The organism is Ignavibacterium sp. (assembly GCF_025998815.1).
In the GTDB taxonomy this organism is placed as follows: domain Bacteria; phylum Bacteroidota; class Ignavibacteria; order Ignavibacteriales; family Ignavibacteriaceae; genus Ignavibacterium.
Genome location: NZ_AP026678.1, coordinates 2,829,222 through 2,855,599 on the forward strand (window position 1 = coordinate 2,829,222; position 26,378 = coordinate 2,855,599).

Here is a 26,378-nt window from a genome sequence, read left to right on the forward strand (position 1 = left end):
GTCCGTTTTACCCGACCAAATAATATTATTGTAAAATAGTTCTATTTATCAACTAAGAATTTTTTTTTCATTACACTAACTATTATCATCAACCATCCAATCAGAAATGAAACACCTCCCAAAGGAGTTATCATTGCAAAAAATCTAATTCCGCTCGTTGAGTAGATGTAAAGTGAAAATGAAAATAAAATTATTCCTGCCAAAAAAAATATTGATGGCACATTAGTTTTAATTTTTTCCGATAAAGCAAGTGAAAGTAAAACAACCGTGTGAACCAAATGATAAAGTACACCGGTTTTATAAACCTCGAGCATTTCGGCAGTTAGCTTCTCTTTTAATCCGTGCGCACCGAAAGCACCGATTGCAACAGCTGAAAAACCCGATACAGCAGAAATAACAATCCAGAATTTTTTATTGTTCATAAAATCCTCATTTGCATTGAACTGTTGAACTTGTTTTGAGTAAATTTGTTTGCAAATTAATAACAAAAGGAAAGTGATATGAAATTTTTGCAAAAAATTATTTTACCACTTTTAATTGCTTTGGTAATCTTTGTTATTTATAATTTTTACTTTGCTGGCAAATCCGATTTAGGGTCTTTTAATGATTTTGATCCGAATAATAATGCGGTAAAAGACATTCGCGTTAAACTTTTGAATGAACGTGGAGTAAATATGCAAGGTGGTGAAATTGTATTTTATGTTGTTGACCGGAATGGAAAAGTTATGATGGTCTCCGGAGCATTGCAGTTACCCAAGGATTTTGATAAAGCCGAAACAATTATTTTGAAAGGACATTTAACTCAGGGAGGATTTCACGCTCACGCCGTTGAAGTAGATTAAAGATATGAATGAATTTAAACTTGTTTCTAACTACGCCCCTGCCGGTGATCAACCGGAAGCAATAAAGCAACTTGTTGAGGGAATAAAACGCGGTGATAAATTTCAAACACTGCTTGGTGTAACAGGAAGTGGAAAGACATTTACAATTTCTAATGTAATTGCTCAGGTTAATAAACCAACATTAATTATCTCACATAATAAAACTCTTGCAGCACAGCTTTATTCAGAGTTCAAATCATTCTTTCCACATAATGCAGTAGAGTTTTTTATCAGCTATTACGATTATTACCAACCGGAAGCTTATGTGGTTTCAAGAGATTTGTATATCGAAAAAGATTTTTCCATTAACGAAGAAATAGATCGTCTGCGACTAAAAGCAACAACCGCTTTGATTGAAGGAAGAAGAGATGTGATTGTTGTAGCAAGTGTCAGTTGTATTTATGGAATCGGTGCACCTGATGAATATGCAAATCAGATAATCTTTGTTCGAAAAGGTGAAAAAATTGATAAGAAAAAATTTCTTCGTCAGCTTGTTGATATTTATTATGTAAGAAATGATGCAGAATTTGGTCGGGGAACATTCCGTGCAAGAGGAGATGTGATAGAAATAATTCCTGCTTATCAGAATGAAGAAGCAATAAGAATTTCATTGTGGGATAACGAAATTGAAAAAATTAATATAATTGATGCAGTCACAGGAAAAGTTTTGAGTGAAGTCGAATCAGTTCCCATTTATCCCGCCAAATATTTTGTAACCGACAGAGACAAAATGCAAAAAGCAATTCACAACATTGAGTTAGAGCTTAAGGAAAGATTAGATGAGTTGAATAAAATGGAAAAATATCTTGAAGCTGCCCGGCTTGAACAAAGGACAAGATTTGATATTGAGATGATGAAAGAAATTGGTTATTGCAGCGGTATTGAAAATTATTCAAGACATATGGACGGAAGAGCTCCGGGAACAAGACCATTTAACCTTCTTGACTATTTCCCGGATGATTTTCTGATGGTAATTGATGAATCTCATGTTACGATTCCACAAATCAGAGGAATGTATAACGGCGACAGAAGCAGAAAAGAAACTTTGGTTGAGTACGGATTTCGCCTGCCTTCAGCACTTGATAACAGACCAATGAAGTTTGAAGAATTTGAATCAATGCTTAATCAGGTGATTTTTGTCAGTGCAACTCCAGGCGATTATGAACTTGAAAAATCAGGCGGAGTAATTGTTGAACAAATAATTCGTCCAACAGGTTTACTCGATCCTGAAATTGAAGTAAGACCAATTAAAGGACAGATTGATGATTTGATTGGAGAGATTAGAAAGCGTGTTGAAAGAAAAGAAAGAACTCTTGTTACAACCCTTACGAAAAAGATGGCTGAAGACCTGGCAGATTATCTTGATAAAATTGGAATTCAGGTTCGTTACATACACAGCGATATCGATTCACTTGAAAGAGTGGAGATACTCCGTGATTTACGTCTTGGTGCATTTGATGTGTTGGTTGGTGTAAATCTTTTAAGAGAAGGTCTTGATTTGCCCGAAGTTTCTCTTGTGGCGATTATTGATGCTGATAAAGAAGGATTTTTGAGAAGTGCACGTTCGTTAATGCAGACTGCAGGAAGAACAGCACGAAATGTAAATGGAAAAGTAATTATGTATGCTGATATAATTACTGAATCTATGCGTAAGACCATCGAGGAAACTAATAGAAGAAGAAAACTTCAGCAGGAGTACAATGAAAAGCATGGAATCAAACCGGAAACAATTTATAAAACAGTTGAAGAAATACTTTCGTCAACATCTCTTGCAGAAGTAAGAAAGAAAGAAGACAAACCAGATTATTCATTTTCCAAGGTTGCAGAGCCAATATTAAAATATATGAGCAAAGATCAGAAAAAGGATTTAATTGAACAGTTAACTGAAGAAATGTATCAGGCGGCTAAAGATTTGGAATTTGAAAGAGCAGCTTATCTACGAGATGAGATAAATCGACTTAAGAAAATGGTCGGATAAGATTAATTGTTGTGGAAGTACTTTCCCTTTCCGCTTAAAGATTTAAAAAATTTTTTACTCTGATTAAAGAATTAAACTCTTTATTGAATTCATCCTCTTCATAAAAAACTTTTTCAAGAAACAATCCGGATGGCGGAGCAGTGAATCTTGCCGGTTCATCTGATTGGTTATTAAGATAAAACAGAATATCAGCTTCAGATTTTTTTCCTCTTCCTACTTCGACAAGAACTCCAACAATTCTTCTTACCATTTTCCAAATAAAATGGGAACCAATAATTCTTATCACAATTAAATCGTCTTCTTCCTTCAACTGAATATCGTCAATCAAAACTTTTGTGGATTTTTCTTCAGGATCGTCATCAGAAAATGAAACGAAGTCGTGCATTCCCAAAAATATTTTGGATGCAGAATTCATTGCTTCGAAATCAAGATTATCTTTTATCCACCAAACAAAATTTTTCCCGAAAGCTGTTCTTCTTCTGGAAATCTGATAAATGTAGCTACGACTTTTTACATCGTGTCTTGCGTGAAAATTTCTTTTTACTTTTTCAATTTCAAGTATATTTATATCGTAAGGGAGTAAATCATTGAGCTTAAGTTTAATAATTTCAGGTGCTAATACGGTTTTTGCATCAAGATGCGCGACCTGGCAAAGTGCGTGAACACCGCTGTCTGTTCTTCCCGAACCTTGTAAATCGACAAAATCATCTCCAAAAATTTTTTCGCAAGCATTTATCAATTCACCTTGAATTGTTCTTGCATTTGGTTGTTTCTGCCAACCTGAAAATCTCGTGCCTTCGTATTCAAGAAATACTTTAAATCTTGAAAAATCTTTTGTGAATGATTTTTTCTTTTGATTGAACAGAGGTTTTGCTGGTCTTTTAAATTTCCTGTTCATTTTAATTGAAGGGTATCTTCAGCATAATCGAACTGGGTTTCATAAACACGAACTTTAACTGAATTAATATTTTCAGGCAAAATGGATTTACTGATTTCACTTAACAGAAATTTACAGATGTTCTCTGCAGTTGCATCAAAATCCACAACAACTTTCTTTGAGTTCATCTTTTCGAGAAAATCAAGTACAATACTGTCGTTCTTGTTAACCATAAAAGCATGATCAAGCCTATTGATAATCGGATTGATTATTTTTTCCACATCGTAATAATCAATAACCATCTGATCTTTGTTTAATTCACCTTCAAACTCAACAATCATTTTGTAGGAATGACCGTGAATATTTTTACAAAGACCAAAATGTTCGGGCAATCGGTGTCCCATCTCCCAACGAAATTCTTTTGCAATTTTCATATATTTTTCATCGATAATTTTTTCTGATATTGTTTATTAGCAAATATGATTTTTAGTCAAATCTCTTAATATCAAACTCCTCTCGATTCCGGATGCCAGATGTATTTGTGCATCTGCAATTGAAATCTCACTGGTAGATTATCCTCAAGTATCCAGTGAACTATATCTGCAGGTTCAATCTGACCAAACACAGGTGAGAAAAGAACTGTGCATCTGTTTGATAAATCGTATTGAGTAATTATCTCTTTTGCCCAATCATAATCCTCTCTGGTTCCGATAACAAATTTTACTTCGTCAATTGGTTTAAGAAAATAAATATTATCATACAAATTTTTCTTCATCATTCCGCTGGAGGGACACTTTAAATCCATAATGATTTTAACTCTCGGATCTATATCGTTAATCGGAAGACTTCCACCGGTTTCAATCATCACCTGATAACCAAGATGACAGAGCTTTCTCATCAGTTCAAGACATTCTTCTCTCTGGACTAAAGGTTCTCCACCGGTAATTTCAACCAGTTTGCATTTATATTCCTGGATTTCTGAAATTATCTCATCAACAGAAGCGTCTCTACCTTCATAAAAAGCATAGGCAGTGTCACAATATGTGCAGCGTAAATTGCAATAAGTAAATCTTACAAAAACGCAGGGAATTCCGGCAAATGAACTTTCGCCCTGAATTGAATAATATATCTCGTTTATTTTAGCCATTGTTAATTATCATTAAGAAATAAACAATATTCGGAAATTTCTCTCTATAAATGTGTGCAAAATTACAAAGTCGAGGTTTGACATCAAATGAACGAAGCTATATATTTGTGCGCAAATTTTAGGAAAAAATAAGGATTAAGTAATGGCTCATCATAAATCGGCTAAAAAGAGAATCAGGTCAAGTGAAAGAAAAAGACTTGTCAATAAGATGGCTGAATCAAGAATTAAAACAATGTATAAAAAAGTTTTAGCCACAGATAAAAAAGAAGAAATAGAAAAGCTTTATAAAGAGGCTGTTGCATTGATTGACAGAAATTCTGCTAAAGGAATAATTCACAAGAACAATGCTTCAAGAAAAAAAGCCGCACTAACAAGACATTTCAATAAAGTTTTAGCGAGCTAAACTTAAGCCCTCAATACTGAGGGCTTTTAAGTTTTCAATCAATCTCTTCGAGTAGATCTTCGCCTTCCGGTTTCGGAATAAAGTAACGTACGGGTTTTATGTTTCCATTTTTGTCTTTTACTGCTTTTACTTTTTTCTTTACAAGAACTGAATGCTCAATAAATAATCCGTCCTCGACGATTGAACCAAATAAATAGCTCGTTCCTTTTATCAAAACATTCTTGCCGATGCGTAATGGATATTCATCACTGCCGGTCATATTAACACTGGATTCAATTCGTGAATTATCTCCGATTACTATATTACCTTTAATTATATCTCCCCAAAGTATTTCGACATTATCGCCAATAATCAATTGCTGATTGGGGAAACAAGAAAGATGAACGGTTAGCCAGAGTTTTACATTCTTTCCGAAAATCACATTTCCATCAACATAAGTTGCACGACCAAAATCTATATTGTAATTAAGTTTAACATTTTCACCGATGTATGCACCTTTACCAATTTTTATATCAAGAGGAACTCCTTTCTTATCCATCTCTTCAATTTGCTCAACAACTTTCTCGTGAATGAAGAAATCATCAGGATCAGCAATCTCGATTATGTTTTTCAATCTATCATAAATTTTCCTTCTTGCGATTGCTTCCATTTCTTTAAGAACGCTCTTATCGTTGAAACCCATCACGACATAATCTTCTTCAGGTGAAACAGCACCAACAGAGTAACCTTTTTGATTGAAAAGGTAAATTAAATCTGTGATATAAATTTCATTCTGCACATTATCTGATTTAAGATTGCCAATTAATTCTCTGAGCTTTGAATATTTAAAAGCATAAACACCGGAATTGAATTCATTAATTTCAAGTAACTCGGTTTTAGTGAATGAATATTTTTTCTTCTTGTATTCAACAATATATAATGCTTCATCACTTAAGGCGAGAATATCCTTGTACTCAATAATTTCAATCACTTTCCCAAAGTCTTCGCCTGATGATTTTCCATCAATTGTTTTTTCTTTGACGCGTACGATTCTTCCGTAGTAATTCTGTTTCGGGTCGCCTTTATAAATTCCGGTTAGAACCATCATATCGTTTCCGGATTGAAGAAAATCTTCGCGGAATTTTTTCATTGTTGCTGCATCGAGTAATCCCATGTCTCCCGGAAGAACATAAACAATTCCATCTTTAACACTTTCGGGAATAACTTCAAGTGCAACCTGTACTGCGTGTCCTGTTCCGTTCTGTTCTTTCTGATAAGCAAACTTGTTTGATTCGCGTTTACCGATTACTTTCATTACATCGAGTGCTTTTATTCCAACTACAATAACAGTGTTGCAATTCTCAATACCGTTTTTGCATGCACGATAAACTCTTTCAACGGTTGGAACTTCCCAAATTTTATGAAGCATTTTTGATCGCTGCGATTTAATTCTTTTTCCATGTCCTGCAGCAAGAATGATTGCAATCTCATCAGAACCCCTGAAATCTGTTGAGAGTTCTTCTATTGTTTTAATTATTTCGTTTGAATTATTTTCTTTTGCCATTTCTAATCTCCGAAGTAAGAATTTTTGTTTGTAGAAAAATAAACCAAAGTGGTTTCTTATCACAAATTTACCTTTGTAGTTACTTTCGATACTGATAAATTTGCGGCGTCACTTAAAATGAAATGGAAGGATTAAAATGAAAAAACTTTATGTAGCTGTGTTGCTATTTGTAGCTCTATCAGGCACAACACATTTTGCTCAATCAAGAGGATTTGGTCTCGGTGCTATAATAGGTTCACCAACAGGTTTGAGTGCAAAATACTGGACTTCAGGCACAAATGCTTTTGATTTCGGACTTGGTTATTCTTTCGAGAAGAAAAGCAGGATGCATATTCACGGTGATTATCTTTTTCACTCATCAAATATGTTTCAGACATCTGAAAATATTGCGCTCTATTATGGTCCGGGATTGAGAATGAAATTTAAGGAAGATGAAGATGCAAGAATTGGTTTCCGTGGCGTGCTTGGATTAGTATGGATTCCACGCGGTAGTCAGGTTGATGTGTTCATCGAAATCGCTCCGATAATGGATTTAATCCCTGCCACAGAATTTTCAATGAATGGTGGAATTGGTTTCAGATTTTTCTTTAATTAGTTTGATTGTGGATTAGTTCAAAATCGATTCTTGATAAAAACGAAATCAGAAAAACAAACACAATTGATAAGACAACAGAAGTTATAAATCCTGCAACCATTGCAGAAAGAATCAGAGCAATTACAGAAGCTAAAACAGATGTGGAAAGAGATTTTAATTCCGCATCTGTTTTTTTATTTCTTATCTGACTAATTGAAGTTGTGATAATTACATAAAGAAGCACCAGGAAAGAAATTAAACCAATAATTCCGCTTTCAAAATAAATCTGAAGAAAATCGTTATGCCAGCCGCCGATTCCTTTATCAGCAAATTTATCTTTAAGAGGAAATGCCTGCTGAAAACTTCTCGGACCAAAACCAAAAACCGGATGCTCAAATAAAATTTCTTTTGCGCCTTGCCAGATTATATCTCTGTCAGAAAGTTGTGTAATGTTTTCAACTCGTTCTCCAATAACCTTTGATGGACGAATTGAATAAACACCAAATCCGATAATTGCAATAATCAAAAGTAGAATGATTTGTTTTGCAGGAATTTGTTTTAAAACAATTGCAACTAATAACGCTAAAAGTGCAATCGCAATGTTTGCTCTTCCAAGTGAGGTTAATAATCCGATGAAAATTATTGAGTAAACAACAGCCCAGAATATTTGCTGACTGAGATTTTTATCTTTCTTTGGAAAGAAAAGTGCAGAAACAAAAGCAGTGAGAAGATATCCTGAAAAAACCGTATAACTTGAAGAAAAAGATTGTGCCCTTTCAACTTCTCCAATAAAAAATCTTGTGGTTCCGATGATTGAAATTACAGCAGCACCTAAAATGAATATTAACATCAATTCAATTACTTTTTTCTTCTCAAGTGTCTTTAAATAAAATGGTAAAGCGACTGCAGTTGTATAGAAAAGAGCTTCTTTATAAACTGACTCATAGCTGCTTTGTGGATATTCCGAAAGAAATATTGTTATTAATCTGACTAAACCGAAAATCAAAATAAATGCTGTGATTGTATCAAATGCTTTTCTCTTTTCATTTTTCTTTTCGAACAACCATAAAATGAATAGCAAAGCTCCGGCAAGTTGCATTACAAATAATGAAAGCACAAAACTAACAGCAAGTAAAGAAAGGAATGTGAAAATAATCTTTTCAGAAAATCTGCTTTTGATAAGATTATCCATTAAACACCGTTATCTCTGAACTGCATTTCATATAATTTTTTGTAGAGGCCCTTTTCATCTGAAATAAGCTCATCGTGAGTTCCGTGCTGAATAATTTTTCCACGGTCAATTACAATAATCTTGGTAGCATTTCTGATTGTACTTAATCTGTGAGCGATTACAAAAGTAGTTCTGTTTTCCATTAATCTTTCGATTGCTTCCTGAACAAGAATTTCAGATTCATTATCAAGTGCTGAAGTTGCTTCATCAAAAATCATTATCTCCGGATTTTTTAATAATGCACGCGCAATTGTTAATCGTTGTCTTTGTCCACCTGAGAGTTTAACGCCTCGTTCGCCAATAATTGTTTCATATTGTTGTGGCATTTCCATAATGAAGTTGTGTGCATTTGCTGTTTTAGCAGCTTCAATTATTTTCTCCATCGGACAATCAGTTAATCCATATGCGATATTTTCTCTGATAGTTGTGTTGAAAAGAAAAGTTTCCTGAGTTACAATTCCCATCTTTGAACGAAGAGACTTCAAAGTATATTTTCTAATATCAAGATCATCAAGGAGAATTTTTCCTTCTGTTGGGTCATAAAATCTTGGAATCAAATCTACAAGTGTAGACTTACCACCACCACTCGGACCAACCAATGCGATTATCTCTCCTTTATTAACTGAGAAATTAATATCTGACAAAACCCATTCTTCTGAATCTTCATATTTGAAAGAAACATTTTTGAAATGAATTGAATTTTTAAATTCTTTCAACTCTATTGCATCGGTTGCATCTTTGATATCCGGTTCGGTATCAAGTATTTCAAAAATTCTGTCGCCGGCAGCACTTGCTTCCTGAATTCTGTTGTTCACACTGCTTAATTCTTTAATCGGTGGCATCATCTGAAAAATTGCAAAAAGGAATCCTAAAAATTCACTTGCAGTGATTGTATTTTTCTCAAGTACTAAAAGTCCGCCGTAGTAAATAATAAAAGCACCTACAATTACACTTAGAAATTCAGTTAATGGTGAAGAAGCATTGCGAACTCTAACAATTCTTAAAACCAATCTGAAAAATTCTTTCGTCTCTTTCATAAATCTTTTGTTCTCAAACTCTTCCATCCCAAAAGCTTTAACAATCTTTACTCCTGAAATTGTTTCCTGAAGAACGCTTGTAATATCAGCAAGCTTTTCCTGAAGTTTTGTTGTTTGTCTTCTGAGTTTAAATCCAATCCATGCGATAATTGCCATTGAAAAGGGAAGTATTACCAATGCAAATAATGTTAGCTGCCAGCTGATGCTAAGAGCAATTCCGAGAAAGACTAATATTGTTAAAGGTTCTTTGATAAGATTTGAAAAAGTCGCAGAGATACTTGACTGGACAATATTAACATCATTTGTAAATCGTGAAATCAGATTTCCGACGCGCTCTCTTTTGAAATAACTTATTGGAAGTTTATGTAAATGCTGATAAGCTTCATCCCGTAAGTCTTTCATTGCGCCGTACTCAACATAAGACATAAAATATCCCTGCAGATAAGCAAAAATATTTTTGAACAGAAATGCAATCAGAATGACAAAACAAATTTTTATCAGAATATCAGCTTTATCTCCACTGAGAATATATTCATTAAAAGATTTGGTAACCGAACGCTGAATTTCTTTAATCCAATCCGGTAAAATACTTTTCGCCTGTTCAATCTGAGTTTGCTGCTGAACTTTCTTTGTTGCTGATTCCTGAAAAAGTGTATCGAGCAATGGAATTGTTAAATAAACAGAAGCGCCATTTAGCAGAGCATAAAAAATTGTAAAGATGAATGTAAGCACAAGATGCTTCCAATAGGGCTTAACATAACTAATGATTCTTAAATATGTATTCATTTTATCGGTAAACTTTTTAAAGCACAGCCATCTCTCAGAGAAAGTGTTTTAATATTTTTCATAGAGCTGAGCTGAAAAATATTTATACTGTAATTCTGTGAAAGTTTATAATCGTAAATCAAATAATCTCCCAGTAACAAAAAACTTTTTATTCCTTTCTCTTCAAAAGTCTTAACAATTTTTTTCTTTAACAAATCATAGAGAATAATATTGTGACTTGCATCAGTTTTATCAGCTTCAGGGTTCTTCATAAATAAAACTACCTGTTGAAGATTATCTGCCCAGGCAATTTTTAATAAATTATTTTTCAACAGATTTAATTTCTTCTCTGTGCCATCATAATTATTTCTGATTAACAGCGAGTCATTCTTTGCTATTACTTCAAATCGTTTCAACGGAGAAACATTAGCTAAAGCCGGCGTTTCAACTACGGGATAACCGCTTTTTACAATGTCGAATAATTCATTCTCATCTGATAAGAGCTTACCGAAGTAATTAAATGTCAACGCATTTTTATTCAGATATGATGCAACAATTTCGTCAAACGAAATTGCTACAACTCTGAAACGATCATTATCCATCCAGTAAGAATAAAGTTGGATTGCCGGTTTTAAGCTTTGTAGCAGTTCTGATTTGTCAACAGCAGGTTCATATCTGAAAATTTTAATTCCATTGATTTCCGGAATAGCAATTTTTTTATTCAATGCCGTATATGTGAGATAGAAAAATGCGTTTCCATCTGGTGCAACTTCAAGTTCATAAATCTTTTCATCCTTTCCGCTCTTTATAAGTTTTATTTTATCATTAACAAAATCATAGTAATAGATTGAAGGAATTCTTGAATTCATTCCAACGAAATAAAATCCTTTGAGTTCTTTAACTATCGCAACAGACGCTTCTTTAATTGCCGGATCATCAGCGGGATTTTTTTCATCACTATTTCTGCAGGAAAGTAAAAATAGAAGTATTAAAATATTTATCAGAAATAGTTTCATCTCATCCCTGCAATTAATAAAAACAATTTCAGGATTGAGTTAATCAGCATCAGAAAATATTTCCACAAAGGACTGAAAATAAAAAACAATAAAATCAGTGAACCGTAAAAACCAAGATTCAACCATTGGGCAGTAAATCTGTTTGGAAAGATTGAAAATAAAATGTGTGAACCATCAAGCGGAGGAATGGGTAACAGATTAAAACAAAATAAAAATATATTGAACACAGTTCCGTAGTAAAAAATATTTGTTAATCCTGATTGGGTATTTTGTAAAGCAACAAAGACAGAAAACAAAACTATTGCAAGCAAGAAATTTGAAAGTGGTCCGGCAAAAGAAACTAATGCATTATCTCTTAAAGGATTTCTGAAATTATTTGGATTAACAGGAACAGGTTTAGCCCAGCCAATCAGAAATGCACCGCTGAAAAAAGATAAAAACGGTAACAGTAAAGAACCAATCGGGTCAATGTGTTTAACAGGATTTAAAGAATACCTTCCTTGCTGTTCAGCAGTTGTATCTCCAAATTTCTTTGCAGAAAAAGCATGAGCAAATTCATGAATAGTAATTGAAATAAGAAAAACAGGAATAAACTTTATAAACAGCACAAGCTTTTCACTAAATTGAATCTCGGGCATTTAACCTCTCGGATGATATTTTTTATGAACTAACTTAATATAATCTCTGTCAATGTGAGTATAAATCTGAGTAGTTGAAATATCAGCATGACCAAGCATTTCCTGAACTGCTCGTAAATCTGCTCCGCCTTCAATTAAATGAGTTGCGAATGAATGTCTGAATGTGTGCGGATGAACATTCTTTTCAATACCCGCCTGCCTGGCATAATAATTTACAATCTTCCAGATTCCCATTCGGGAAAATTTTGTTCCGCGCTGATTCAGAAAAAGATAATTTTCGCTTTTATAGTTCTTTGCAAGTATTGGTCTGCTTTTCTGAAGATATTCTTCAACCCATTTAATTGCTGATGAACCAATCGGAATCAATCTTTCTTTAGAACCTTTACCAAAAACTCTGATAACTTCTTCCGAAAGAAAAAGATCGTTCAGTTTAATGTTTATCAGCTCTGAAATTCTTGTGCCGCAAGCATAAAAAACTTCAAGAATAGCTTTATCTCTCAAGCCAATTGTATGCTTAACATTTGGCTGATCGAGTATTGCATTTATTTCACGAACATTCAAAACCTCAGGAAGTTTTCTTGAAATCTTAGGTGGAGAAATTCTTTCAATCGGATTTGATTTAATGTAATCATTCCTGAAAAGATATTTGAAAAATCCTTTCAGCGAAGAAAAATATCTAGCTGCCGAGGTTTCATTTAATCCCGCATCTTTAAGAAGTTTAAAGAATGAAGCAATCTGATTTGCTTTTATATCAGATAAATCATCAACTCCTGATTGAGAAATAAAATTAAGAAATGAAGTCAAATCGCTTTTATAAGAATTAATAGTATTCTCAGAAAGATTTTTTTCAACTTTAAGAGTTGCGAGATATTCCTTAAGAAAACTTTCCATCAATTATTGTCTGTTGTATCAATACCTGATTCAGCTTCTTGTTGACGCGGATATTTTATTCTTTTGTGATTTTGTAAAATCAGAATATTAAGAAAAGCTTCCTTTATTTTTTTGATATCTGCAAAAGTAAGCGGCGAATCATCAAGCTGACCATCACGCAAACGAGAGTTGATAATTGTGTTTACCATATTTTCAATTTTAGTTTCATCCGGCTCAGTTATCGAACGGACAGCTGATTCACATCCGTCAGCAAGCATTACAATTGCAGTTTCTTTTGTGTTTGGTTTAGGTCCTTTGTATTTGTAATCTTCAACATTAACATTTTCTTCGCCATAAATTTCTTTTGCTTTTTCGTAGAAGAAAGTCATAACAGTTGTTCCATGATGCATTGGAATAAAATCAATTATCTCCTGCGGAAGCTTATTAAGTTTTGCAAGTTCAATTCCTTCCTGAACATGTCTTAATAAAATCTGAACGCTTTCTTCGGGCTTTAAATTTTCGTGGAGATTTTCTCCTTTCATCTGATTTTCAACAAAAGCGTGTGGTGAAATTGTCTTACCGATATCGTGATAAAGTGCGCCAACTCTTGCAAGTAAAGTATGAGCACCAATTTTTTCTGCTGCAGATTCAGCAATCAGACTCATTATTAATGTATGATTAAATGTTCCGGGAGCTTTTGTAGCAAGTTCTCTCAACAAAGGTCTTTCATAGTTTGAAAGTTCAAGCAAAGTGAGATCTGTTGTAATTCTGAAAATTCGTTCGAAGAAAATCAGAAGTCCGTAAGTTAATGCGGGACTTATCAAAGCGTTTGAAACAGCGAATGCAGATTCATAAAGCATTGTATTCAGTGTGGCAAATCTTTCAAGCCCAAAGGCAAAGATTGAAGTAAGATAACCAATCATAATAAAAAGGAACGATCTGAAAATCTGAGTCCGGTTTTTTATATCCCGAACGGTATAAACAGATAAAGCACCAGCAATGAAATTGGTTGCCATAAAAGTATAATCATTACCACGCAAAGCTCCAGTAATAAGTGTTATGATTACAGTTGAATAAAATCCTACACGCGAATCAAAAGTAATTGTAAGTATCATTGATGCAACCGGAATGAAAATCAGATACTGAATAGGAGCTTTAATAGTAACTGAATTAACCAGAAATGTTATGAATGATAAAAAGATGAAGAGAAATGAAATAAGTAAAACCTTTCTGGTGTCGAAAAAAATTCTTTTACGGAACAGATAAAGATAAATTCCGAATATAGCAAGCAATGCTCCGATGTGTAAAAACTTTCCAAGGAATTGAAGTGCAGAATCAAGCTGACTAACTTCATCGCCTTTGGCTTCTTTGTAGGATTCAATTTTCAGTTTAACCTGTTTGGTTATTCTATCGTGCTTTGCAACTATTCTTTCATTCTCATTAACAATTCCCGAGTAACGAGGTACACTGTTTTTTGCCTGTTCAATCTCAAGCTCCGTTGCCTGTGGGTCGTAAATAAGGTTTGGAATTGTAAAATTGTTCGCGTACTCAATTAAAATTTTCTTTACATCTTCAGGTAGAATGAGGTTTTCAATTTCAGTTTTAATCTCATTTTTAGCTTCGTCAAGCAATTTGTATTCTGTTATAGGATCAATTTTATCAATGTTGCCAATCCTTACCGCAATACTGTCCTTCTTTCTTTCTCTCGAGGTAATATTAAGCAAACCCTTCTTAGCATATTTTTCGATGACGGGAATTATCAAATCAAAATATTCAGTTAAAGGTTTACGATTTCTTGTTGAGTTCTTGTATTCTTTGTGAAGAGATAACATTAGAGAAAAATTTTCCGGAGAGAAGAAGGTCGGATTTAAAACATTGGATGTTTCCTGTTTGAGGTTCTCATCTAATATTTCAATCAGATATTTGTTGAAAGATTTAATTGTATCCTGAATATTAATTTCTCTTCTTACGAAAACCGGATAAACTGATTCTTCTGCCTGTTTAACTTCACTTGCATAAACAAGAGGATCTTTAAGAATCGGAAAACTAAATGGCGCAATCAAATCTTCATTTGTCCAGATGGTTCCTTCACTCACCTGAAAATCAAGTGACTCACCTTTAGGAAACATAAAGACAATCACAATTGTAGTTATAAGAAAAATTAAAGTTTTTCTTTTTATTCCTTTGGATTGAACCGGATTAGACTTATCGCTCATATTACTTTTTTCTTTTTGCGTTTAATAATGCCTCAAGAATTTCTGAGGTTCCATCTTCGTTGTTTGTTTTGGTTAGAACACAATCTGCCATTCTTTTCAATTCGGGAACAGCATTTGCCATTGCTACTTTGAATGCTTTTGTCTCGAACATCGGAATATCATTATACCAATCTCCGATTACCATCACATCTGAAGGATTAAGTTTAAGATATTTCAACAATCTAATCAAACCTTTTGCTTTTGTAGAACCGGATTTTTTGATTTCAAGATAATAAATATTATCGTGAGAATGAGAACGAAAAAATGAAACTGAAGTTCCGAACGCAAAAGGAAAGCTTAATCTGTCGCGAAGATATTCCATAGTTCTTCTGTTATCACCGGCATAAACAATTTCAAGTGTATTCTCTTTGCAACTATCATACGAATCAACTTCTTTGTATAAAGCACCAAACTTATCAAGTATCATCGGAATAAGTGAATTATTCTCTGTGTAATAAATTGCTTCTGAATGACAGAGAGCAATATTTACAAAATATTTTTCAGCAAGTTCAATGGATTTGTTTACGATGCTTTTCCTCAATGCTGATTTATGAACAATTATATCACCTTTGCCGTTTTTTATCAAAGCTCCATCAAGTGAAATCAAAGGCGTTGATGTTCCTATTGAGTTAGCAATTTCAACCAGCGCTGAATGTAATCTTCCGGATGCCAGAGAAATTTTAATGTCTGATTTCATTAATTCTTTAATGAGAGTAAAAGATTTTTCTCCGATTATGCCTTCATCACTTAACAGTGTTCCATCAACATCGAATACAACGAGCTTAATTTTTTTTAAGAGTTCCGGGTTTATTCTTTTAACAGAATTCATATAATATTCAGTAGTTTAAATTACCTCTGCAAAAATCGGTAATTCAGAGTTCAATTAACAGAAGAAAAGATTATATATCAAATATAAAAGTAGGGAATAATTCCGTGATTTTTCAGAAGAAAAGCTTTGCAAAAAGGAGTTTAATATAGAAGTCTGAAACCGGCAAAATTAATTTTCATAAAAATTTAACTTGACTTTAAGAAAAAATTTTTGCTATTTGAGTTTGAGATTTTTATTGGGTGGACGGTGGGAATAATTAGCACGAAAATCATTCCTGTTTACTACTGGAAGTTATTAAAAAAGATAACTAAAGTATTACTCATCTGTCACTCTGAACGAAGTGAAGAGTCTTTGAATTTAATTAGCTTTAGAAATTTCACTTCTGCTTTGCCGTCAGGCAGGAGGCTCGCTATGACAAGAATATTTAATCAGAAGTTTCTGAAAATTATTCTGGCACGGTTTTACTCTCTCTCTCTCTCTCTCTCTCTGTTGGGCGGAGCGGAAATGGATAGAGTATGCAACTCAGAACAACACAGAGCTTTATGAAGCATACAATGCTTCTGAAAAAAAACACAACAAAAATAACTTCCTCAATATCTTCTGCTGCACGTCAAATAATTGTCCCTTTACTTATACAACGGGGTTTACATAGTTTAAAGAAAATTAAAGTCTCTTTCCCAATTTATTTAGTTTTGGTAGAAAAAATTTAATGGTAATAAATGATGAATAAAATGTCGAAGATCCCGGTCCTGCCGGGAAAAATAAAAATAGTTTTAATATTAACCCTGCTTCCCTTTCTATTGCTTTCTGCACAATCATATTCAATAGAAGAACTGAAGCGAAATCCAAACTATGAAGTTAAGATAGATGCAGACAGCATAGCAGAGATATACAATAAGCAAACCAACCTGCGCTGGATGAAAGACATAAAAAGTTACACCGAACCGGAAAATGCAACAGATGCTGATTTAATAATAGAGCTTGATACATTAAACCTTGTTTACTGGGAAAACCTTTACAGGCAATGGGGAGAGCTGAATGCTGCTAATTATATTGGTGATGCTAAATTTATAGTCACAGATGCTAATAACAATGGTAGAAATGAGATTTATGCATTCCAGACAACTGATACATCTGCCTATGGAGTCCTTTATGAAAATTTGAATGATTCGTTATTTGTTTTTAAATCCGAAATATCTGATAGCTTAGCCCCTGTTTACGATATTGGAGATATCACAAATGATGGATTACTCGATATAATTTGCAGAGGTATAGACAATTCTTTACGTGTTTTCAGGCAACCAGGTGATACAAGCTATGTGAGAGAGCTTAATTTCATCTATCACCCATTCCCATCGGTTTACCAGCCCAATGATGTAACCTTTTATGACATTGATAACGACGGAGTGCAGGAGATTATTTATTATCTTGATGCAGGTTCATTAGATAGTATCTGGGCATTAAGCAATCACGTGGCAAGATATAATCCGGCAATAAATAATTATGAACTGATATATTACCACAGACCATCACCGCACTGGTTTACATTCGGATTTGCAACTGGGGATTTTGATAATGACGGTAAAAATAATTTCAGTACAGGAAGCATAGATGGTAATTATTTCATTTATGAATATGTATCGGGTAATAACATTCAGGTTGAGTACCAGATTCAGCTTGAAACTCTGAATGCATTTCTTTCTGTAATGAGCGAAGATATGAACGGCAACGGAAAGAATGAGATATGGGTAGGGAGTGATTTTTCAAGCAGTCTTTATGGAGGCGTAACAAGAGTATTTGTGCTTGAGCCGGATGGAAACGGTACTTATCAGGTTGTTTACCAGATAGATATACGCGGACTTTTCTCCGGAATTTACGGAAGAATAAGATATGTTGATGTTGACGGAGACGGAGTAAAGGAAATATTCCTTAACAACGGTACATTGGTATTCTGTTTCAAATACTCACCGGAAAGAAAATTCTATCTTGATTTCATAATAGATACTTGGGATAACAGTCAGGATTATTATGAAGGAACTGACGTAGCCGGTCTTGATTCAGACGGTGTGCCTGAATTTATAGTGCAAAAACACCACTGGCCACCATATCGAACTAAATCATTATTCTGGAAAAGAAATAAAATCACTGATGTAAATGATATTGGTAATACGTTACCGGAAGAATTCAATCTCTATCAGAATTACCCAAACCCATTCAATCCATCAACAAAGATCAGTTGGCAGTCGCCAGTAGGCAGTTGGCAAACACTAAAAGTTTATGATGTGTTGGGAAGGGTAGTGGCCACATTAGTAGATGAGTACAGAGAAGCAGGAAATTATGAAATTGAATTTAATGCGTCAAATCTTCCAAGCGGAGTTTATATCTACAAGCTGCAAGCTGGTGAATTTGTACAAAACAAGAAAATGTTATTAACGAAATAGTTCAAATGAATAACTTTACACATTAATTGAAAGACTGAATTGTAGAGACTTGCCATGGCAAGTCTCTACAAGAGAATTATGAATAATAATTATGAAGAACAAATAACACATTGCGGGTAGGGCAAACTCTTTCCCTAAAAATTTAATTTCCCTGCAAAAGTACTTTTATTTAATTGATAAAAAATTGTAATAACACTAACTGATTCTATGATTTTTTTATTGATATGCTCAATGAGAATATTGCTTAAGAAGGGAATTTTAATCCGATAAGAAGACAGCGAGTTTGTTAAAAGATTCTCACTTTAATTGTTCGATAGCTTCTTCTACTGTTTTGGTTACAGGTAAAACTCTGTCTAATTGAGTTATCCTGATAAGTGAGAGAACTTTTTCACCCGGCGAAGCTAATCTGATTTGTCCGTCTGTTGATGAAATTATTCTGTTTGCAACCAGAATGGCACTTAAACCGGAACTATCACAGCTTTCGACCTGACTTAAATCAATTATAAACTTTTTCACTTCATCTACTTTAAGGATTTTGGTGAATTCACCTTTGAGCAATCCTGAAATGTTTGTGTCAAGTCTTTGTTCGTTCAGTTTGAAAATTGTTATGTCGCCGATTTTTCTGGTTTCGTAATTCATTTAAAGTTCCTAAAACATTTTAATGCAATTTAAGAAATTATTGTATGATTTGGCTGAATCGTTATCACTTCCGTCAACTAAAAAGTTATAGTAAGAATCAGCTTTTCTCTTCTTGAATCCGATTCTGATTTTTGACTTAACAACATTTGCGATGTAACTATAAAATAAATTCTCTTCTCTGTTTAGATCGATTACAACATCAAAAAGTTTTTCCTGTAATCTTTCAGTCAGTTTGTGTGTGGGAAGATTAAGTTTGCTTACTTCAGTTATCGCAAAACCAATAGCTTTATTTCTGAACTTTGCGGGAAGAAGACTTACTCTGAAATCATTTGTCAGAATGGTTAATGTTTTTCCCTGATTATCTAAATAATCAAGTATCTCAAAAGATTCTCTGTAATCTTTTTCATCTGCAGGCATCAATACAAGAAACGAAAATGATTTCTTTAGCGCCGAAGAGAACGAAAGCTCAGGGTTTTTTTGATGTTTCAGTTTACCCGATACAATTATTTCTGCAGTTTTCTTTTTTATCAGTTCTATCATCAGACTTTATTCTCTTCAAGTAATTTCAGAAACTCTTCTTCGTTCATAATTCCTACGCCCAGCGATTTTGCTTTATCCAGTTTTGAACCCGCTTTTTCTCCTGCAATCACATAATCAGTATTTTTACTGACCGATGAAGCAACTTTGCCTCCGAGTTTTTTTATTCTTGCAGCAGCTTCATCTCTTGAAAAAGTTGAAAGAGTTCCGGTAAGCACAAAAGTTTTATCTTTAAAGAAATTGTCTTTTACAGGTTTCTTTTGCTCTGATGAAAATCTAAGTCCGGCTTTTTTCAGCTTCTCAATCAGTTCAAGATTATGTTTATCTGAAAAAAATTGTTTTAGACTTTTGCTGATGCTGGGACCAATTTCATAGACTGAGAGAATTTCATCTTCATCAGCTTTAATAAGAGCATCAATGTTACCAAAATGTTCTGCAAGTTTTTGTGCAACTCCGGCTCCAACATATCTGATTCCAAGTGCAAACAAAACTTTTTCAAACGGTTGTGATTTACTTTTTTCAATTGCTTTGAGAAGATTGTCAACACTTTTTTCTCCCAGTCTTTCAATCTGAATTAATTCTTCGCGATGTTTCTTTAGATTGTAAATATCGGAAAATGTTTTAAGAAATCCCTTTTCAACGAACAAATCAATCAAAGCTTCACCAAGTCCTTCAATGTCCATTGCTCCTCTTGAAGCAAAGTGAATTAATCTGCCTTTAATCTGAGCCGCGCATTCGGGGTTTTCACAATAAAGTGCAACTTCATCTTCGGGTTTATATAGTTTTGATTTACAAACAGGGCAAACTTCCGGTGGTAGAGTTGGCTTGCTGTCTTTTTTTCTTTCATCGGTAATTACAGCAACAACTTTCGGAATCACATCACCACCTTTTTCAATTACTACCTTGTCTCCAACACGAATATCTTTTCTTTTTATTTCATCATAGTTGTGAAGTGTAGCGCGACTGATTGTTGAACCTGCAAGCTTAACCGGTTCAAGTTCTGCAACAGGTGTCACTGCGCCGGTTCTTCCAACCTGCCAAACAATATCGCGTACAAATGTAAATGCCTGCTTTGCTTTGAATTTATATGCTACAGCCCATCGTGGAGATTTAGCAATGCTGCCAAGAATATTCTGTTGCCGAATTGAATTTACTTTTATTACAGCGCCATCAATTTCATATTCGAGTGAATCGCGTTTTGTTTCGAACTCTTTGCAAACGTCCAATACTTCGTTAATATTCTTGCAGACTCTGTAATCGGGATTAACTCTGAATCCCATTTGTTTCAGCAATTCAAGATTTTCTGATTGAGATTCAAATTCATCTTCAAGACTGATAAGAGAGTAAAGAAAAATATTAAGTTTACGGCTTGCAACAATCTGTGGATTTTGAAGTTTCAAAGTTCCTGCTGCTGAATTTCTCGGATTGGCAAAAAGCTTTTCACCTTTTTCAGCTTGTCGTCGGTTCAACTCTTCAAAGTCAGCTATGTTCATATAAATTTCGCCGCGTGCTTCAAAATCATTCAACTTATAATTTGTGCCGGAAGGTTTTTTGATTTTAAGTGGAACCGCTCTGATTGTTTTAACATTATTTGTAATCTCTTCTCCAACTGTTCCATCACCGCGCGTTGCAGCTGTAAAAAGTTTCCCATCAATGTATCTTAAACTGACCGATGCACCATCAATTTTATATTCTACGACATATTCAACTTTTTCTCCTTCGGGCAATCCTTCACGAACTCTCCTGTCAAAATCATAAACATCCTGTTCATCATAAGTATTTGCTAAGCTTAGCATAGGAACAAGATGATTAACTGGTTTAAATTCTTTTGTTAAATCTTTTCCAACCCGTTGTGTTGGAGAATCCGGTGTGATTAAATGTGGATTTTCTGCTTCAAGTTTTTCTAATTCTTTATAAAGCTTGTCATACTCTTCATCGCTTATCAATGGTTGGGCAAGTACATAATAGTGATAATCGTACTTATTAATTTCCTCTCGAAGCTTCTGAATTTTTTTTTCAACACTCTCGCTCATTTTTATTGTCCGGATTTTGGTGGAGTGTTTAAGTATTCAAGTTTACCGGTCCTGTCAATTCTGAAATGTTTTACTGCTTTTGATTTTCCCGAGAACTCAATCGGTTTATTGTTTAGTTTAATAGAAACACCACCCGAATTCCCAACTGTTGCTGCAATTGAATTTTGTGCAGTTAGTTTTCTGCTCAGGTTTGGATAAAGTATGAATTCTATTGCCGGTCCGTTATCAGGAATAATATTTACCCAGGTTGTTTCGCTTGACGAAATTTCGAATGACAAACTATCTGCAGGAATTACGGAATCCGAAGCAGGCAATGGTTCTTCTTCAAATCTTTGTGAATTATCTGCAACAATTTCTTCTATCGGAGTTTCCTCTACAATTATTTCATCGGACTTATTGAAAACAAATAAGTACAGCACTGCAATTACAATAACAACAATCCCTCCGATTGCTGCATACATTAATTTTGTTTTATCTCCATCAGAGTCACCCTGTTCTTTTTTGTTTAGTGAATCGTCGTAATAGGATTTAACAGGTGTTGTCTTTACAGTTTGTTTTGGTTGTGTGCTTTCTGACTTTTCAATTTCTTTTGCTTTTTCTTTTTCAAGTTTTTCCTGTTCAAGAACTTCATTATAATCTTTTCCTTCGCGGGCTATAATAAATTTTTTAACAGTTTCTTCACCATCAAGTCCAATAACAGATGCATATTCCTTTATGAAAGCCTTTACATAAAGTTCCGGCAGGAAACTGAAATTTCCCTGGTCAATTGCTTCAAGAAATTTTTTATCGATTCTCGTTTTAGCAGCAATCTGTTGAATAGTTATTCCGGATTTTTCTCTCTGTTCTCTTAATTCTTCAGCAAATTTATCCAGCATATTTTTTAACTATCTAATTGTTGTTGAATTATTTTTTGCGTACAAGTTTTGCGGAAAAAGCTCCGTCCATCTGATGACGATGAGGAAAAGTCTGAACGCAACCATGTTCATCAATCACATCATCAGAGAATTTTCCTTTTGCTGACTCAAGTTCAAAGTCAGGATTTTCTTCAAGAAATTTTTTCACAACTTCAAAATTTTCTTCCTGCTCAATTGAACAAGTACTGTAAACTACTGCACCACCAACTTTAACCAACGATGCCGCTTTCTTTAAAAGCTTCAATTGAGTTTCGGTCATTTTTCTGATATCAAAAATATCTTTTTTCCATTTTATATCCGGCTTCTTTGAAAGTGTTCCCGTTCCTGAACAAGGCACATCAGCCAGCACTCGATCAAATGGTTCGCCTTCATATTCAAGCGCATCGCTTTCAACTGTTTTTACACAGGTTAAACCAAGCCGTTCGTTATTTCTTCTTAATAATTTTAATCTTGCTTCGAATTTATCAATCGCTACAATCTCACCTTTATCTTGCATAAGTGCGGCAAGAAAAGCTGTTTTCCCTCCGGGCGCTGCACACATATCAAGAACTCTCATACCTGGTTGAACATCAAGCAGTTTGCAGGCTAAACCGGTGCTTTCATCCTGAATGTTGAAATATCCTTTTGCAAAATATTCCCACGCTGTAATGTTGGTAAGATTTTGCAGTTGGAAAAATTCGGGATTGTATCTGCCCCGACGATATTTAAGATGAACTGAATCCAAAAGTTTACCAAAATCTTCGGGATTAGTTTTAATTGCATTTACTCTTAAAGTAAGATATGGTTTTTCGTTATTTGCAAGAAGTAGTTTTTCAGTTTCTTCTCTACCGAATCTTTCCAAATATCTTTTAACCATCCACGATGGATGAGAATAATAAGCAGCAAGATATCCGATTAAATCTTCTTCCGGGTCAGGATAACGAATTGCATTTTTACTTCTGATAATGTTTCTGAGAATAGCATTAGTAAGGTCAGCAGGTTTTTGTCCCTGAAGTTTTTTTACAAACTCAACTGCTTCATTAACAGCAGCGTGATCAGGAATTTTATCGAGAAACAAAATCTGGTAAAGAGCAACGCGCAATCCGTTTCTGAGGTTTGGAATTGCTTTGGAAAACTGACCTTTGTAGAAGCCGGTTAATATCCAGTCAAGTCTGCCCATCCATCTTGTAACTCCGTGAACAATTTCGTAAAGCAGAGCTTTATCCTGCCCGCTTAATTCAGAGTTGCGCATTTCATGATCAAGAAGCTTTTCAAGATATGCATCGGTTTTTTCAACTCTGTTCAAAATCTTAACAGCAAGTCCTCTGACTCCCTGATAAAGGTCAACTACTTTATGTTCTTCAAGATGAAATTCTTCTTTTGATTCTGTTTGTTCATCACCAAATTGTGAAAGATTTTCTTCGTTAGAAATATTATTCAATTCCTCTGAATGATTCATAATCCTCTCTTTTGCCTTTCATTGCTTGTTAATTCAAAAACTGTTTTAAAAACCTCTTCATCGGCTTTTGTAAATTCAACTTTTCTTCTTGCCATCACAACTTTAGCTGTTTCCATACTTTTTTTAAGATCATAAGTAATCATTTTTTCGGCACCGCCCCAACTGAATGATGGAATGTATTTATCCGGAAAACCTGAACCAAAAATATTACACGAAAAACCAACAACCGTTCCCGTATTAAACATTGTATTGATAGCAGACTTGGAATGGTCTCCCATCATCAATCCAAGAAATTGTAATCCGGATTCAATCTCTTTTCCGCTTAATGTTGCTTTTACGGGAGAATAGTTATTTTTTAAATCGCTATTATTAGTATCGGCACCAAGATTTACCCAACTTCCGATGTAAGCATGTCCAATAAAACCAGAATGTTGTTTGTTTGAGTAAGGCATAAACACAGATTGTTCAACTTCACCACCTATTTTACATACACTTCCGATAGAAACATTTTCATAGATGGTTGCACAGCTTTTAATCTTACTTCCTTTACCGATAAAGCAAGGTCCTTCAATTACAGCATTCGGGAAAACTTCCACATCTTCTTCAATAATTATCGGTCCGTTTGATGCATCAAGTACAACTCCGGGTTTAACAATTGTGTTCTTACCAATAAAAATATTTTCCGGTTTTATAGTGTGAACACTTGAAGGAAGAATACTTGTATAATTATTTCTGGTTTCGTTAATGAAGTAATCGGCTTCTTCAGTTATTTGCTTTCCATTTAAATTCATCAAATCCCAGATATACTTTGCACATTTGATATCAACAATTTTAATCGGAACACCTTCAAAATCAGAAATAGAGAATAAATCGTTAAGGTAGCTTTTCCTTTTTTTTAATCTTTCACCTGAAAGATATGCAGCTACAACAGTTTCTTCATTCACAAAAACCTTATCCTCTGTTTCAATCAAAGGTAAAATTTCAGAAAGATTTTTGGGAGCGATAATTCTCCCGTTAATAAAGAGACAATAATCATCACTAATCTGATTTACAGAAATGCCGGGATTTTGCTGTTCAACCAAAGCTTTTAGATACGGTCTTGTATGAAGAGAATAATTTACATTACCATAACTTCTTAGAATTTTCTCTTTAAGTGTGCTCGTCCCGCAAATCAAATCATAAACAGGACGGTTGAAAATCAAAGGTTCAAGATTAGAGAATTCAATATCCTCAAATATGCATATCTGCATTTTGTTATCTCATAAAAATTTGTTTGAAAAATTAATACTTTTTGAGGTAAGATACTCTATTAAATTTATGAATTAAATTAAAGAGTAGAATAAAAAAGCCGGCTGAGTAACCGGCTTTGCTGAGGGAAAAATTTATTAACTCTTCTTGCTGTATTTTCTTTTGAATTTTTCTACTCTTCCGGCGCTATCAACAAGTTTCTGTTTACCGGTAAAGAATGGATGAGACCCGCTTGAGATTTCAAGTTTTACTAATGGATAAGTATTCCCATCTTCCCACTTAATTGTTTCGTTAGTCTTTATAGTCGAACGGGTTAAAATAGCAAAATCGCAAGAAGGATCCTGAAAAACCACAGGTCTGTACTCAGGATGAATTCCTTTTTTCATATATAATCACCTTTCTTTTTCAAAAATCGTGGACAAATATATCTTTCTGACTTAATTAATCCAAAGCATTTTATAGCCAACAGAAAGCTTTATTCAGTTTTAGGCATTTCAGAAGCTTTGATTTTTTTCTTTAATTCAAGGATTTCCTGTTTTTCCTGTTCTGTAACAGTTCGCTTCATAAAGTTTAATTCTTCTTTTTCAATACCACTTTCAACCTGGTCATTAATCACAGCTGGTGCCTGACTGACTGAAGTTGGCATTTCAGCTTTATCTTTGGAGGAAGAGTCAATCTCCGGAGCTATAGAATTTTCTTCAGTTGATTTCCTACTTAATTGAGTTGATTTCCACTCCTGCTGTTCTGCTTTCTGTTTTTGCTCAATCATATTGGTTACTTCATTATCTTCATTGGATACAGTTATTATATCTGTCCTAACAGGAGGTTCAATCATAAACGGGTCCTCGTAATCTGAAGAGTTATTATTCAATAAAAAGAAAATAATAATCAGAACTGCTAAAGTTGCAGTAGCAGGAATAAATTTATTTACAGATAAAATCTTCTGCCAGAATGTTATTTTTTTCTCTGGTTTAGAATAGATTTTTTTCCAAAGTTCTTCTTCAAAATCTGCTGGTGCAGAAATTTGAGGAAGATTTTTCAAATCGTCTAATAACTGCTTGTTAATATTTTCTTCCATATTCAA

At 34.1% G+C, this 26,378-nt stretch carries 26 protein-coding genes; 6 read left to right on the forward strand and 20 right to left on the reverse strand.

Annotation, left to right across the window (positions count from 1 at the left end; translation table 11 throughout):
• Positions 1–41: 41 nt before the first annotated feature.
• Positions 42–422, reverse strand: coding sequence for a DUF423 domain-containing protein (locus tag Q0X14_RS12220; RefSeq protein ID WP_297838977.1), 381 nt, complete (start codon positions 420–422; stop codon positions 42–44).
• A gap of 78 nt (positions 423–500) precedes the next feature.
• Here Q0X14_RS12220 and Q0X14_RS12225 point away from each other — a divergent pair, with 78 nt between their 5' ends.
• Both Q0X14_RS12225 and uvrB read left to right on the forward strand, forming a co-directional pair.
• The gene (locus tag Q0X14_RS12225; RefSeq protein WP_297838980.1) at positions 501–842 is read left to right on the forward strand and encodes a hypothetical protein; all 342 of its coding nucleotides are present in this window, start codon (positions 501–503) and stop codon (positions 840–842) included.
• Between the two features lie 4 nt (positions 843–846).
• Entirely contained in the window at positions 847–2,859 is a 2,013-nt protein-coding gene (uvrB, locus tag Q0X14_RS12230) for an excinuclease ABC subunit UvrB (protein ID WP_297838982.1), read from the forward strand.
• 34 nt (positions 2,860–2,893) lie between these two features.
• Here the strand turns inward: uvrB and truA are convergent, their stop codons facing one another.
• The 3 genes from truA to Q0X14_RS12245 form a co-directional block, all read right to left on the reverse strand.
• Positions 2,894–3,757, reverse strand: coding sequence for a tRNA pseudouridine(38-40) synthase TruA (gene truA / locus Q0X14_RS12235; protein WP_297838985.1), 864 nt, complete (start codon positions 3,755–3,757; stop codon positions 2,894–2,896).
• Positions 3,754–4,170, reverse strand: coding sequence for a 6-carboxytetrahydropterin synthase (locus Q0X14_RS12240; protein WP_297838988.1), 417 nt, complete (start codon positions 4,168–4,170; stop codon positions 3,754–3,756). The genes truA and Q0X14_RS12240 overlap by 4 nt, the downstream gene beginning before the upstream one ends.
• Positions 4,171–4,241: 71 nt before the next feature.
• Complete coding sequence (locus Q0X14_RS12245) at positions 4,242–4,883, reverse strand: radical SAM protein (RefSeq protein ID WP_297838991.1); 642 nt, start codon at positions 4,881–4,883, stop codon at positions 4,242–4,244.
• A 142-nt stretch (positions 4,884–5,025) separates the two neighbouring features.
• Between Q0X14_RS12245 and rpsT the strand changes: the two genes are divergently transcribed.
• A complete protein-coding gene (gene rpsT / locus Q0X14_RS12250) occupies positions 5,026–5,286 on the forward strand; it encodes a 30S ribosomal protein S20 (RefSeq protein WP_297838993.1) in 261 nt (86 codons plus the stop codon).
• 34 nt (positions 5,287–5,320) lie between these two features.
• Here rpsT and Q0X14_RS12255 read toward each other — a convergent pair whose 3' ends face one another.
• Positions 5,321–6,829, reverse strand: a complete 1,509-nt coding sequence (locus tag Q0X14_RS12255; protein ID WP_297838996.1) for an NTP transferase domain-containing protein — start codon at positions 6,827–6,829, stop codon at positions 5,321–5,323.
• 136 nt (positions 6,830–6,965) lie between these two features.
• Here Q0X14_RS12255 and Q0X14_RS12260 point away from each other — a divergent pair, with 136 nt between their 5' ends.
• Positions 6,966–7,424 (forward strand): hypothetical protein, encoded by a 459-nt coding sequence (locus Q0X14_RS12260; RefSeq protein ID WP_297838997.1) that lies wholly within the window; start codon positions 6,966–6,968, stop codon positions 7,422–7,424.
• Here Q0X14_RS12260 and Q0X14_RS12265 read toward each other — a convergent pair.
• From Q0X14_RS12265 to Q0X14_RS12295, 7 genes are read right to left on the reverse strand one after another with little or no spacing between them, the layout of a single operon-like run.
• Positions 7,417–8,595 carry an O-antigen ligase family protein gene (locus Q0X14_RS12265; protein WP_297838999.1) on the reverse strand — a complete coding sequence of 393 codons (1,179 nt, stop codon included), beginning with the start codon at positions 8,593–8,595 and terminating at the stop codon, positions 7,417–7,419. The two genes, Q0X14_RS12260 and Q0X14_RS12265, sit on opposite strands and share 8 nt — an antisense overlap.
• Positions 8,595–10,457 carry an ABC transporter ATP-binding protein gene (locus Q0X14_RS12270; RefSeq protein WP_297839001.1) on the reverse strand — a complete coding sequence of 621 codons (1,863 nt, stop codon included), beginning with the start codon at positions 10,455–10,457 and terminating at the stop codon, positions 8,595–8,597. Before Q0X14_RS12270 ends, Q0X14_RS12265 begins: the two co-directional genes overlap by 1 nt.
• Entirely contained in the window at positions 10,454–11,452 is a 999-nt protein-coding gene (locus Q0X14_RS12275) for a hypothetical protein (protein WP_297839003.1), read from the reverse strand. Before Q0X14_RS12275 ends, Q0X14_RS12270 begins: the two co-directional genes overlap by 4 nt.
• Positions 11,449–12,090: a site-2 protease family protein gene (locus tag Q0X14_RS12280; protein ID WP_297839006.1), complete on the reverse strand. Its 642-nt coding sequence runs from the start codon at positions 12,088–12,090 to the stop codon at positions 11,449–11,451. The genes Q0X14_RS12275 and Q0X14_RS12280 overlap by 4 nt, the downstream gene beginning before the upstream one ends.
• Positions 12,091–12,981, reverse strand: a complete 891-nt coding sequence (xerD, locus tag Q0X14_RS12285) for a site-specific tyrosine recombinase XerD (RefSeq protein ID WP_297839008.1) — start codon at positions 12,979–12,981, stop codon at positions 12,091–12,093.
• Complete coding sequence (locus Q0X14_RS12290; protein WP_297839011.1) at positions 12,981–15,176, reverse strand: HDIG domain-containing metalloprotein; 2,196 nt, start codon at positions 15,174–15,176, stop codon at positions 12,981–12,983. The genes xerD and Q0X14_RS12290 overlap by 1 nt, the downstream gene beginning before the upstream one ends.
• A gap of 1 nt (position 15,177) precedes the next feature.
• Positions 15,178–16,044 (reverse strand): Cof-type HAD-IIB family hydrolase, encoded by an 867-nt coding sequence (locus Q0X14_RS12295; protein WP_297839015.1) that lies wholly within the window; start codon positions 16,042–16,044, stop codon positions 15,178–15,180.
• Between the two features lie 411 nt (positions 16,045–16,455).
• On the opposite strand from Q0X14_RS12295, the gene Q0X14_RS12300 reads away from it, so the two are divergent.
• Positions 16,456–16,590, forward strand: a complete 135-nt coding sequence (locus Q0X14_RS12300) for a hypothetical protein (protein WP_297839017.1) — start codon at positions 16,456–16,458, stop codon at positions 16,588–16,590.
• 185 nt (positions 16,591–16,775) lie between these two features.
• Positions 16,776–18,485: a T9SS type A sorting domain-containing protein gene (locus tag Q0X14_RS12305; protein WP_297839019.1), complete on the forward strand. Its 1,710-nt coding sequence runs from the start codon at positions 16,776–16,778 to the stop codon at positions 18,483–18,485.
• Between the two features lie 297 nt (positions 18,486–18,782).
• Here Q0X14_RS12305 and Q0X14_RS12310 read toward each other — a convergent pair whose 3' ends face one another.
• The 8 genes from Q0X14_RS12310 to Q0X14_RS12345 all read right to left on the reverse strand — a co-directional run bounded on the left by Q0X14_RS12310 (position 18,783) and on the right by Q0X14_RS12345 (position 26,372).
• Entirely contained in the window at positions 18,783–19,124 is a 342-nt protein-coding gene (locus tag Q0X14_RS12310) for an STAS domain-containing protein (protein WP_297839022.1), read from the reverse strand.
• A 9-nt stretch (positions 19,125–19,133) separates the two neighbouring features.
• Complete coding sequence (locus Q0X14_RS12315) at positions 19,134–19,664, reverse strand: hypothetical protein (protein WP_297839025.1); 531 nt, start codon at positions 19,662–19,664, stop codon at positions 19,134–19,136.
• Positions 19,664–21,694, reverse strand: coding sequence for an NAD-dependent DNA ligase LigA (gene ligA, locus Q0X14_RS12320; RefSeq protein ID WP_297839028.1), 2,031 nt, complete (start codon positions 21,692–21,694; stop codon positions 19,664–19,666). The genes Q0X14_RS12315 and ligA overlap by 1 nt, the downstream gene beginning before the upstream one ends.
• Positions 21,695–21,696: 2 nt before the next feature.
• Positions 21,697–22,569 (reverse strand): helix-turn-helix domain-containing protein, encoded by an 873-nt coding sequence (locus tag Q0X14_RS12325; protein WP_297839031.1) that lies wholly within the window; start codon positions 22,567–22,569, stop codon positions 21,697–21,699.
• Positions 22,570–22,597: 28 nt separating this feature from the next.
• Entirely contained in the window at positions 22,598–24,046 is a 1,449-nt protein-coding gene (rsmB, locus tag Q0X14_RS12330) for a 16S rRNA (cytosine(967)-C(5))-methyltransferase RsmB (protein WP_297839035.1), read from the reverse strand.
• On the reverse strand, positions 24,043–25,296 hold the full coding sequence (locus Q0X14_RS12335) for a GlmU family protein (RefSeq protein WP_297839038.1): 1,254 nt from the start codon (positions 25,294–25,296) through the stop codon (positions 24,043–24,045). The genes rsmB and Q0X14_RS12335 overlap by 4 nt, the downstream gene beginning before the upstream one ends.
• Before the next feature lie 135 nt (positions 25,297–25,431).
• Entirely contained in the window at positions 25,432–25,680 is a 249-nt protein-coding gene (locus Q0X14_RS12340; protein ID WP_014559248.1) for a type B 50S ribosomal protein L31, read from the reverse strand.
• Between the two features lie 89 nt (positions 25,681–25,769).
• Positions 25,770–26,372, reverse strand: a complete 603-nt coding sequence (locus Q0X14_RS12345) for a hypothetical protein (protein WP_297839045.1) — start codon at positions 26,370–26,372, stop codon at positions 25,770–25,772.
• Positions 26,373–26,378: the final 6 nt, after the last annotated feature.

What these genes read in the sequence shown, in the direction of transcription:
- Q0X14_RS12220 (WP_297838977.1), bottom strand. Translation starts at nt 422, where the DNA reads ATGAACAATAAAAAATTCTGGATTGTTATTTCTGCTGTATCGGGTTTT.
- Q0X14_RS12225 (WP_297838980.1), top strand. Translation starts at nt 501, where the DNA reads ATGAAATTTTTGCAAAAAATTATTTTACCACTTTTAATTGCTTTGGTA.
- uvrB (WP_297838982.1), top strand. Translation starts at nt 847, where the DNA reads ATGAATGAATTTAAACTTGTTTCTAACTACGCCCCTGCCGGTGATCAA.
- truA (WP_297838985.1), bottom strand. Translation starts at nt 3,757, where the DNA reads ATGAACAGGAAATTTAAAAGACCAGCAAAACCTCTGTTCAATCAAAAG.
- Q0X14_RS12240 (WP_297838988.1), bottom strand. Translation starts at nt 4,170, where the DNA reads ATGAAAATTGCAAAAGAATTTCGTTGGGAGATGGGACACCGATTGCCC.
- Q0X14_RS12245 (WP_297838991.1), bottom strand. Translation starts at nt 4,883, where the DNA reads ATGGCTAAAATAAACGAGATATATTATTCAATTCAGGGCGAAAGTTCA.
- rpsT (WP_297838993.1), top strand. Translation starts at nt 5,026, where the DNA reads ATGGCTCATCATAAATCGGCTAAAAAGAGAATCAGGTCAAGTGAAAGA.
- Q0X14_RS12255 (WP_297838996.1), bottom strand. Translation starts at nt 6,829, where the DNA reads ATGGCAAAAGAAAATAATTCAAACGAAATAATTAAAACAATAGAAGAA.
- Q0X14_RS12260 (WP_297838997.1), top strand. Translation starts at nt 6,966, where the DNA reads ATGAAAAAACTTTATGTAGCTGTGTTGCTATTTGTAGCTCTATCAGGC.
- Q0X14_RS12265 (WP_297838999.1), bottom strand. Translation starts at nt 8,595, where the DNA reads ATGGATAATCTTATCAAAAGCAGATTTTCTGAAAAGATTATTTTCACA.
- Q0X14_RS12270 (WP_297839001.1), bottom strand. Translation starts at nt 10,457, where the DNA reads ATGAATACATATTTAAGAATCATTAGTTATGTTAAGCCCTATTGGAAG.
- Q0X14_RS12275 (WP_297839003.1), bottom strand. Translation starts at nt 11,452, where the DNA reads ATGAAACTATTTCTGATAAATATTTTAATACTTCTATTTTTACTTTCC.
- Q0X14_RS12280 (WP_297839006.1), bottom strand. Translation starts at nt 12,090, where the DNA reads ATGCCCGAGATTCAATTTAGTGAAAAGCTTGTGCTGTTTATAAAGTTT.
- xerD (WP_297839008.1), bottom strand. Translation starts at nt 12,981, where the DNA reads ATGGAAAGTTTTCTTAAGGAATATCTCGCAACTCTTAAAGTTGAAAAA.
- Q0X14_RS12290 (WP_297839011.1), bottom strand. Translation starts at nt 15,176, where the DNA reads ATGAGCGATAAGTCTAATCCGGTTCAATCCAAAGGAATAAAAAGAAAA.
- Q0X14_RS12295 (WP_297839015.1), bottom strand. Translation starts at nt 16,044, where the DNA reads ATGAATTCTGTTAAAAGAATAAACCCGGAACTCTTAAAAAAAATTAAG.
- Q0X14_RS12300 (WP_297839017.1), top strand. Translation starts at nt 16,456, where the DNA reads ATGACAAGAATATTTAATCAGAAGTTTCTGAAAATTATTCTGGCACGG.
- Q0X14_RS12305 (WP_297839019.1), top strand. Translation starts at nt 16,776, where the DNA reads ATGTCGAAGATCCCGGTCCTGCCGGGAAAAATAAAAATAGTTTTAATA.
- Q0X14_RS12310 (WP_297839022.1), bottom strand. Translation starts at nt 19,124, where the DNA reads ATGAATTACGAAACCAGAAAAATCGGCGACATAACAATTTTCAAACTG.
- Q0X14_RS12315 (WP_297839025.1), bottom strand. Translation starts at nt 19,664, where the DNA reads ATGATAGAACTGATAAAAAAGAAAACTGCAGAAATAATTGTATCGGGT.
- ligA (WP_297839028.1), bottom strand. Translation starts at nt 21,694, where the DNA reads ATGAGCGAGAGTGTTGAAAAAAAAATTCAGAAGCTTCGAGAGGAAATT.
- Q0X14_RS12325 (WP_297839031.1), bottom strand. Translation starts at nt 22,569, where the DNA reads ATGCTGGATAAATTTGCTGAAGAATTAAGAGAACAGAGAGAAAAATCC.
- rsmB (WP_297839035.1), bottom strand. Translation starts at nt 24,046, where the DNA reads ATGAATCATTCAGAGGAATTGAATAATATTTCTAACGAAGAAAATCTT.
- Q0X14_RS12335 (WP_297839038.1), bottom strand. Translation starts at nt 25,296, where the DNA reads ATGCAGATATGCATATTTGAGGATATTGAATTCTCTAATCTTGAACCT.
- Q0X14_RS12340 (WP_014559248.1), bottom strand. Translation starts at nt 25,680, where the DNA reads ATGAAAAAAGGAATTCATCCTGAGTACAGACCTGTGGTTTTTCAGGAT.
- Q0X14_RS12345 (WP_297839045.1), bottom strand. Translation starts at nt 26,372, where the DNA reads ATGGAAGAAAATATTAACAAGCAGTTATTAGACGATTTGAAAAATCTT.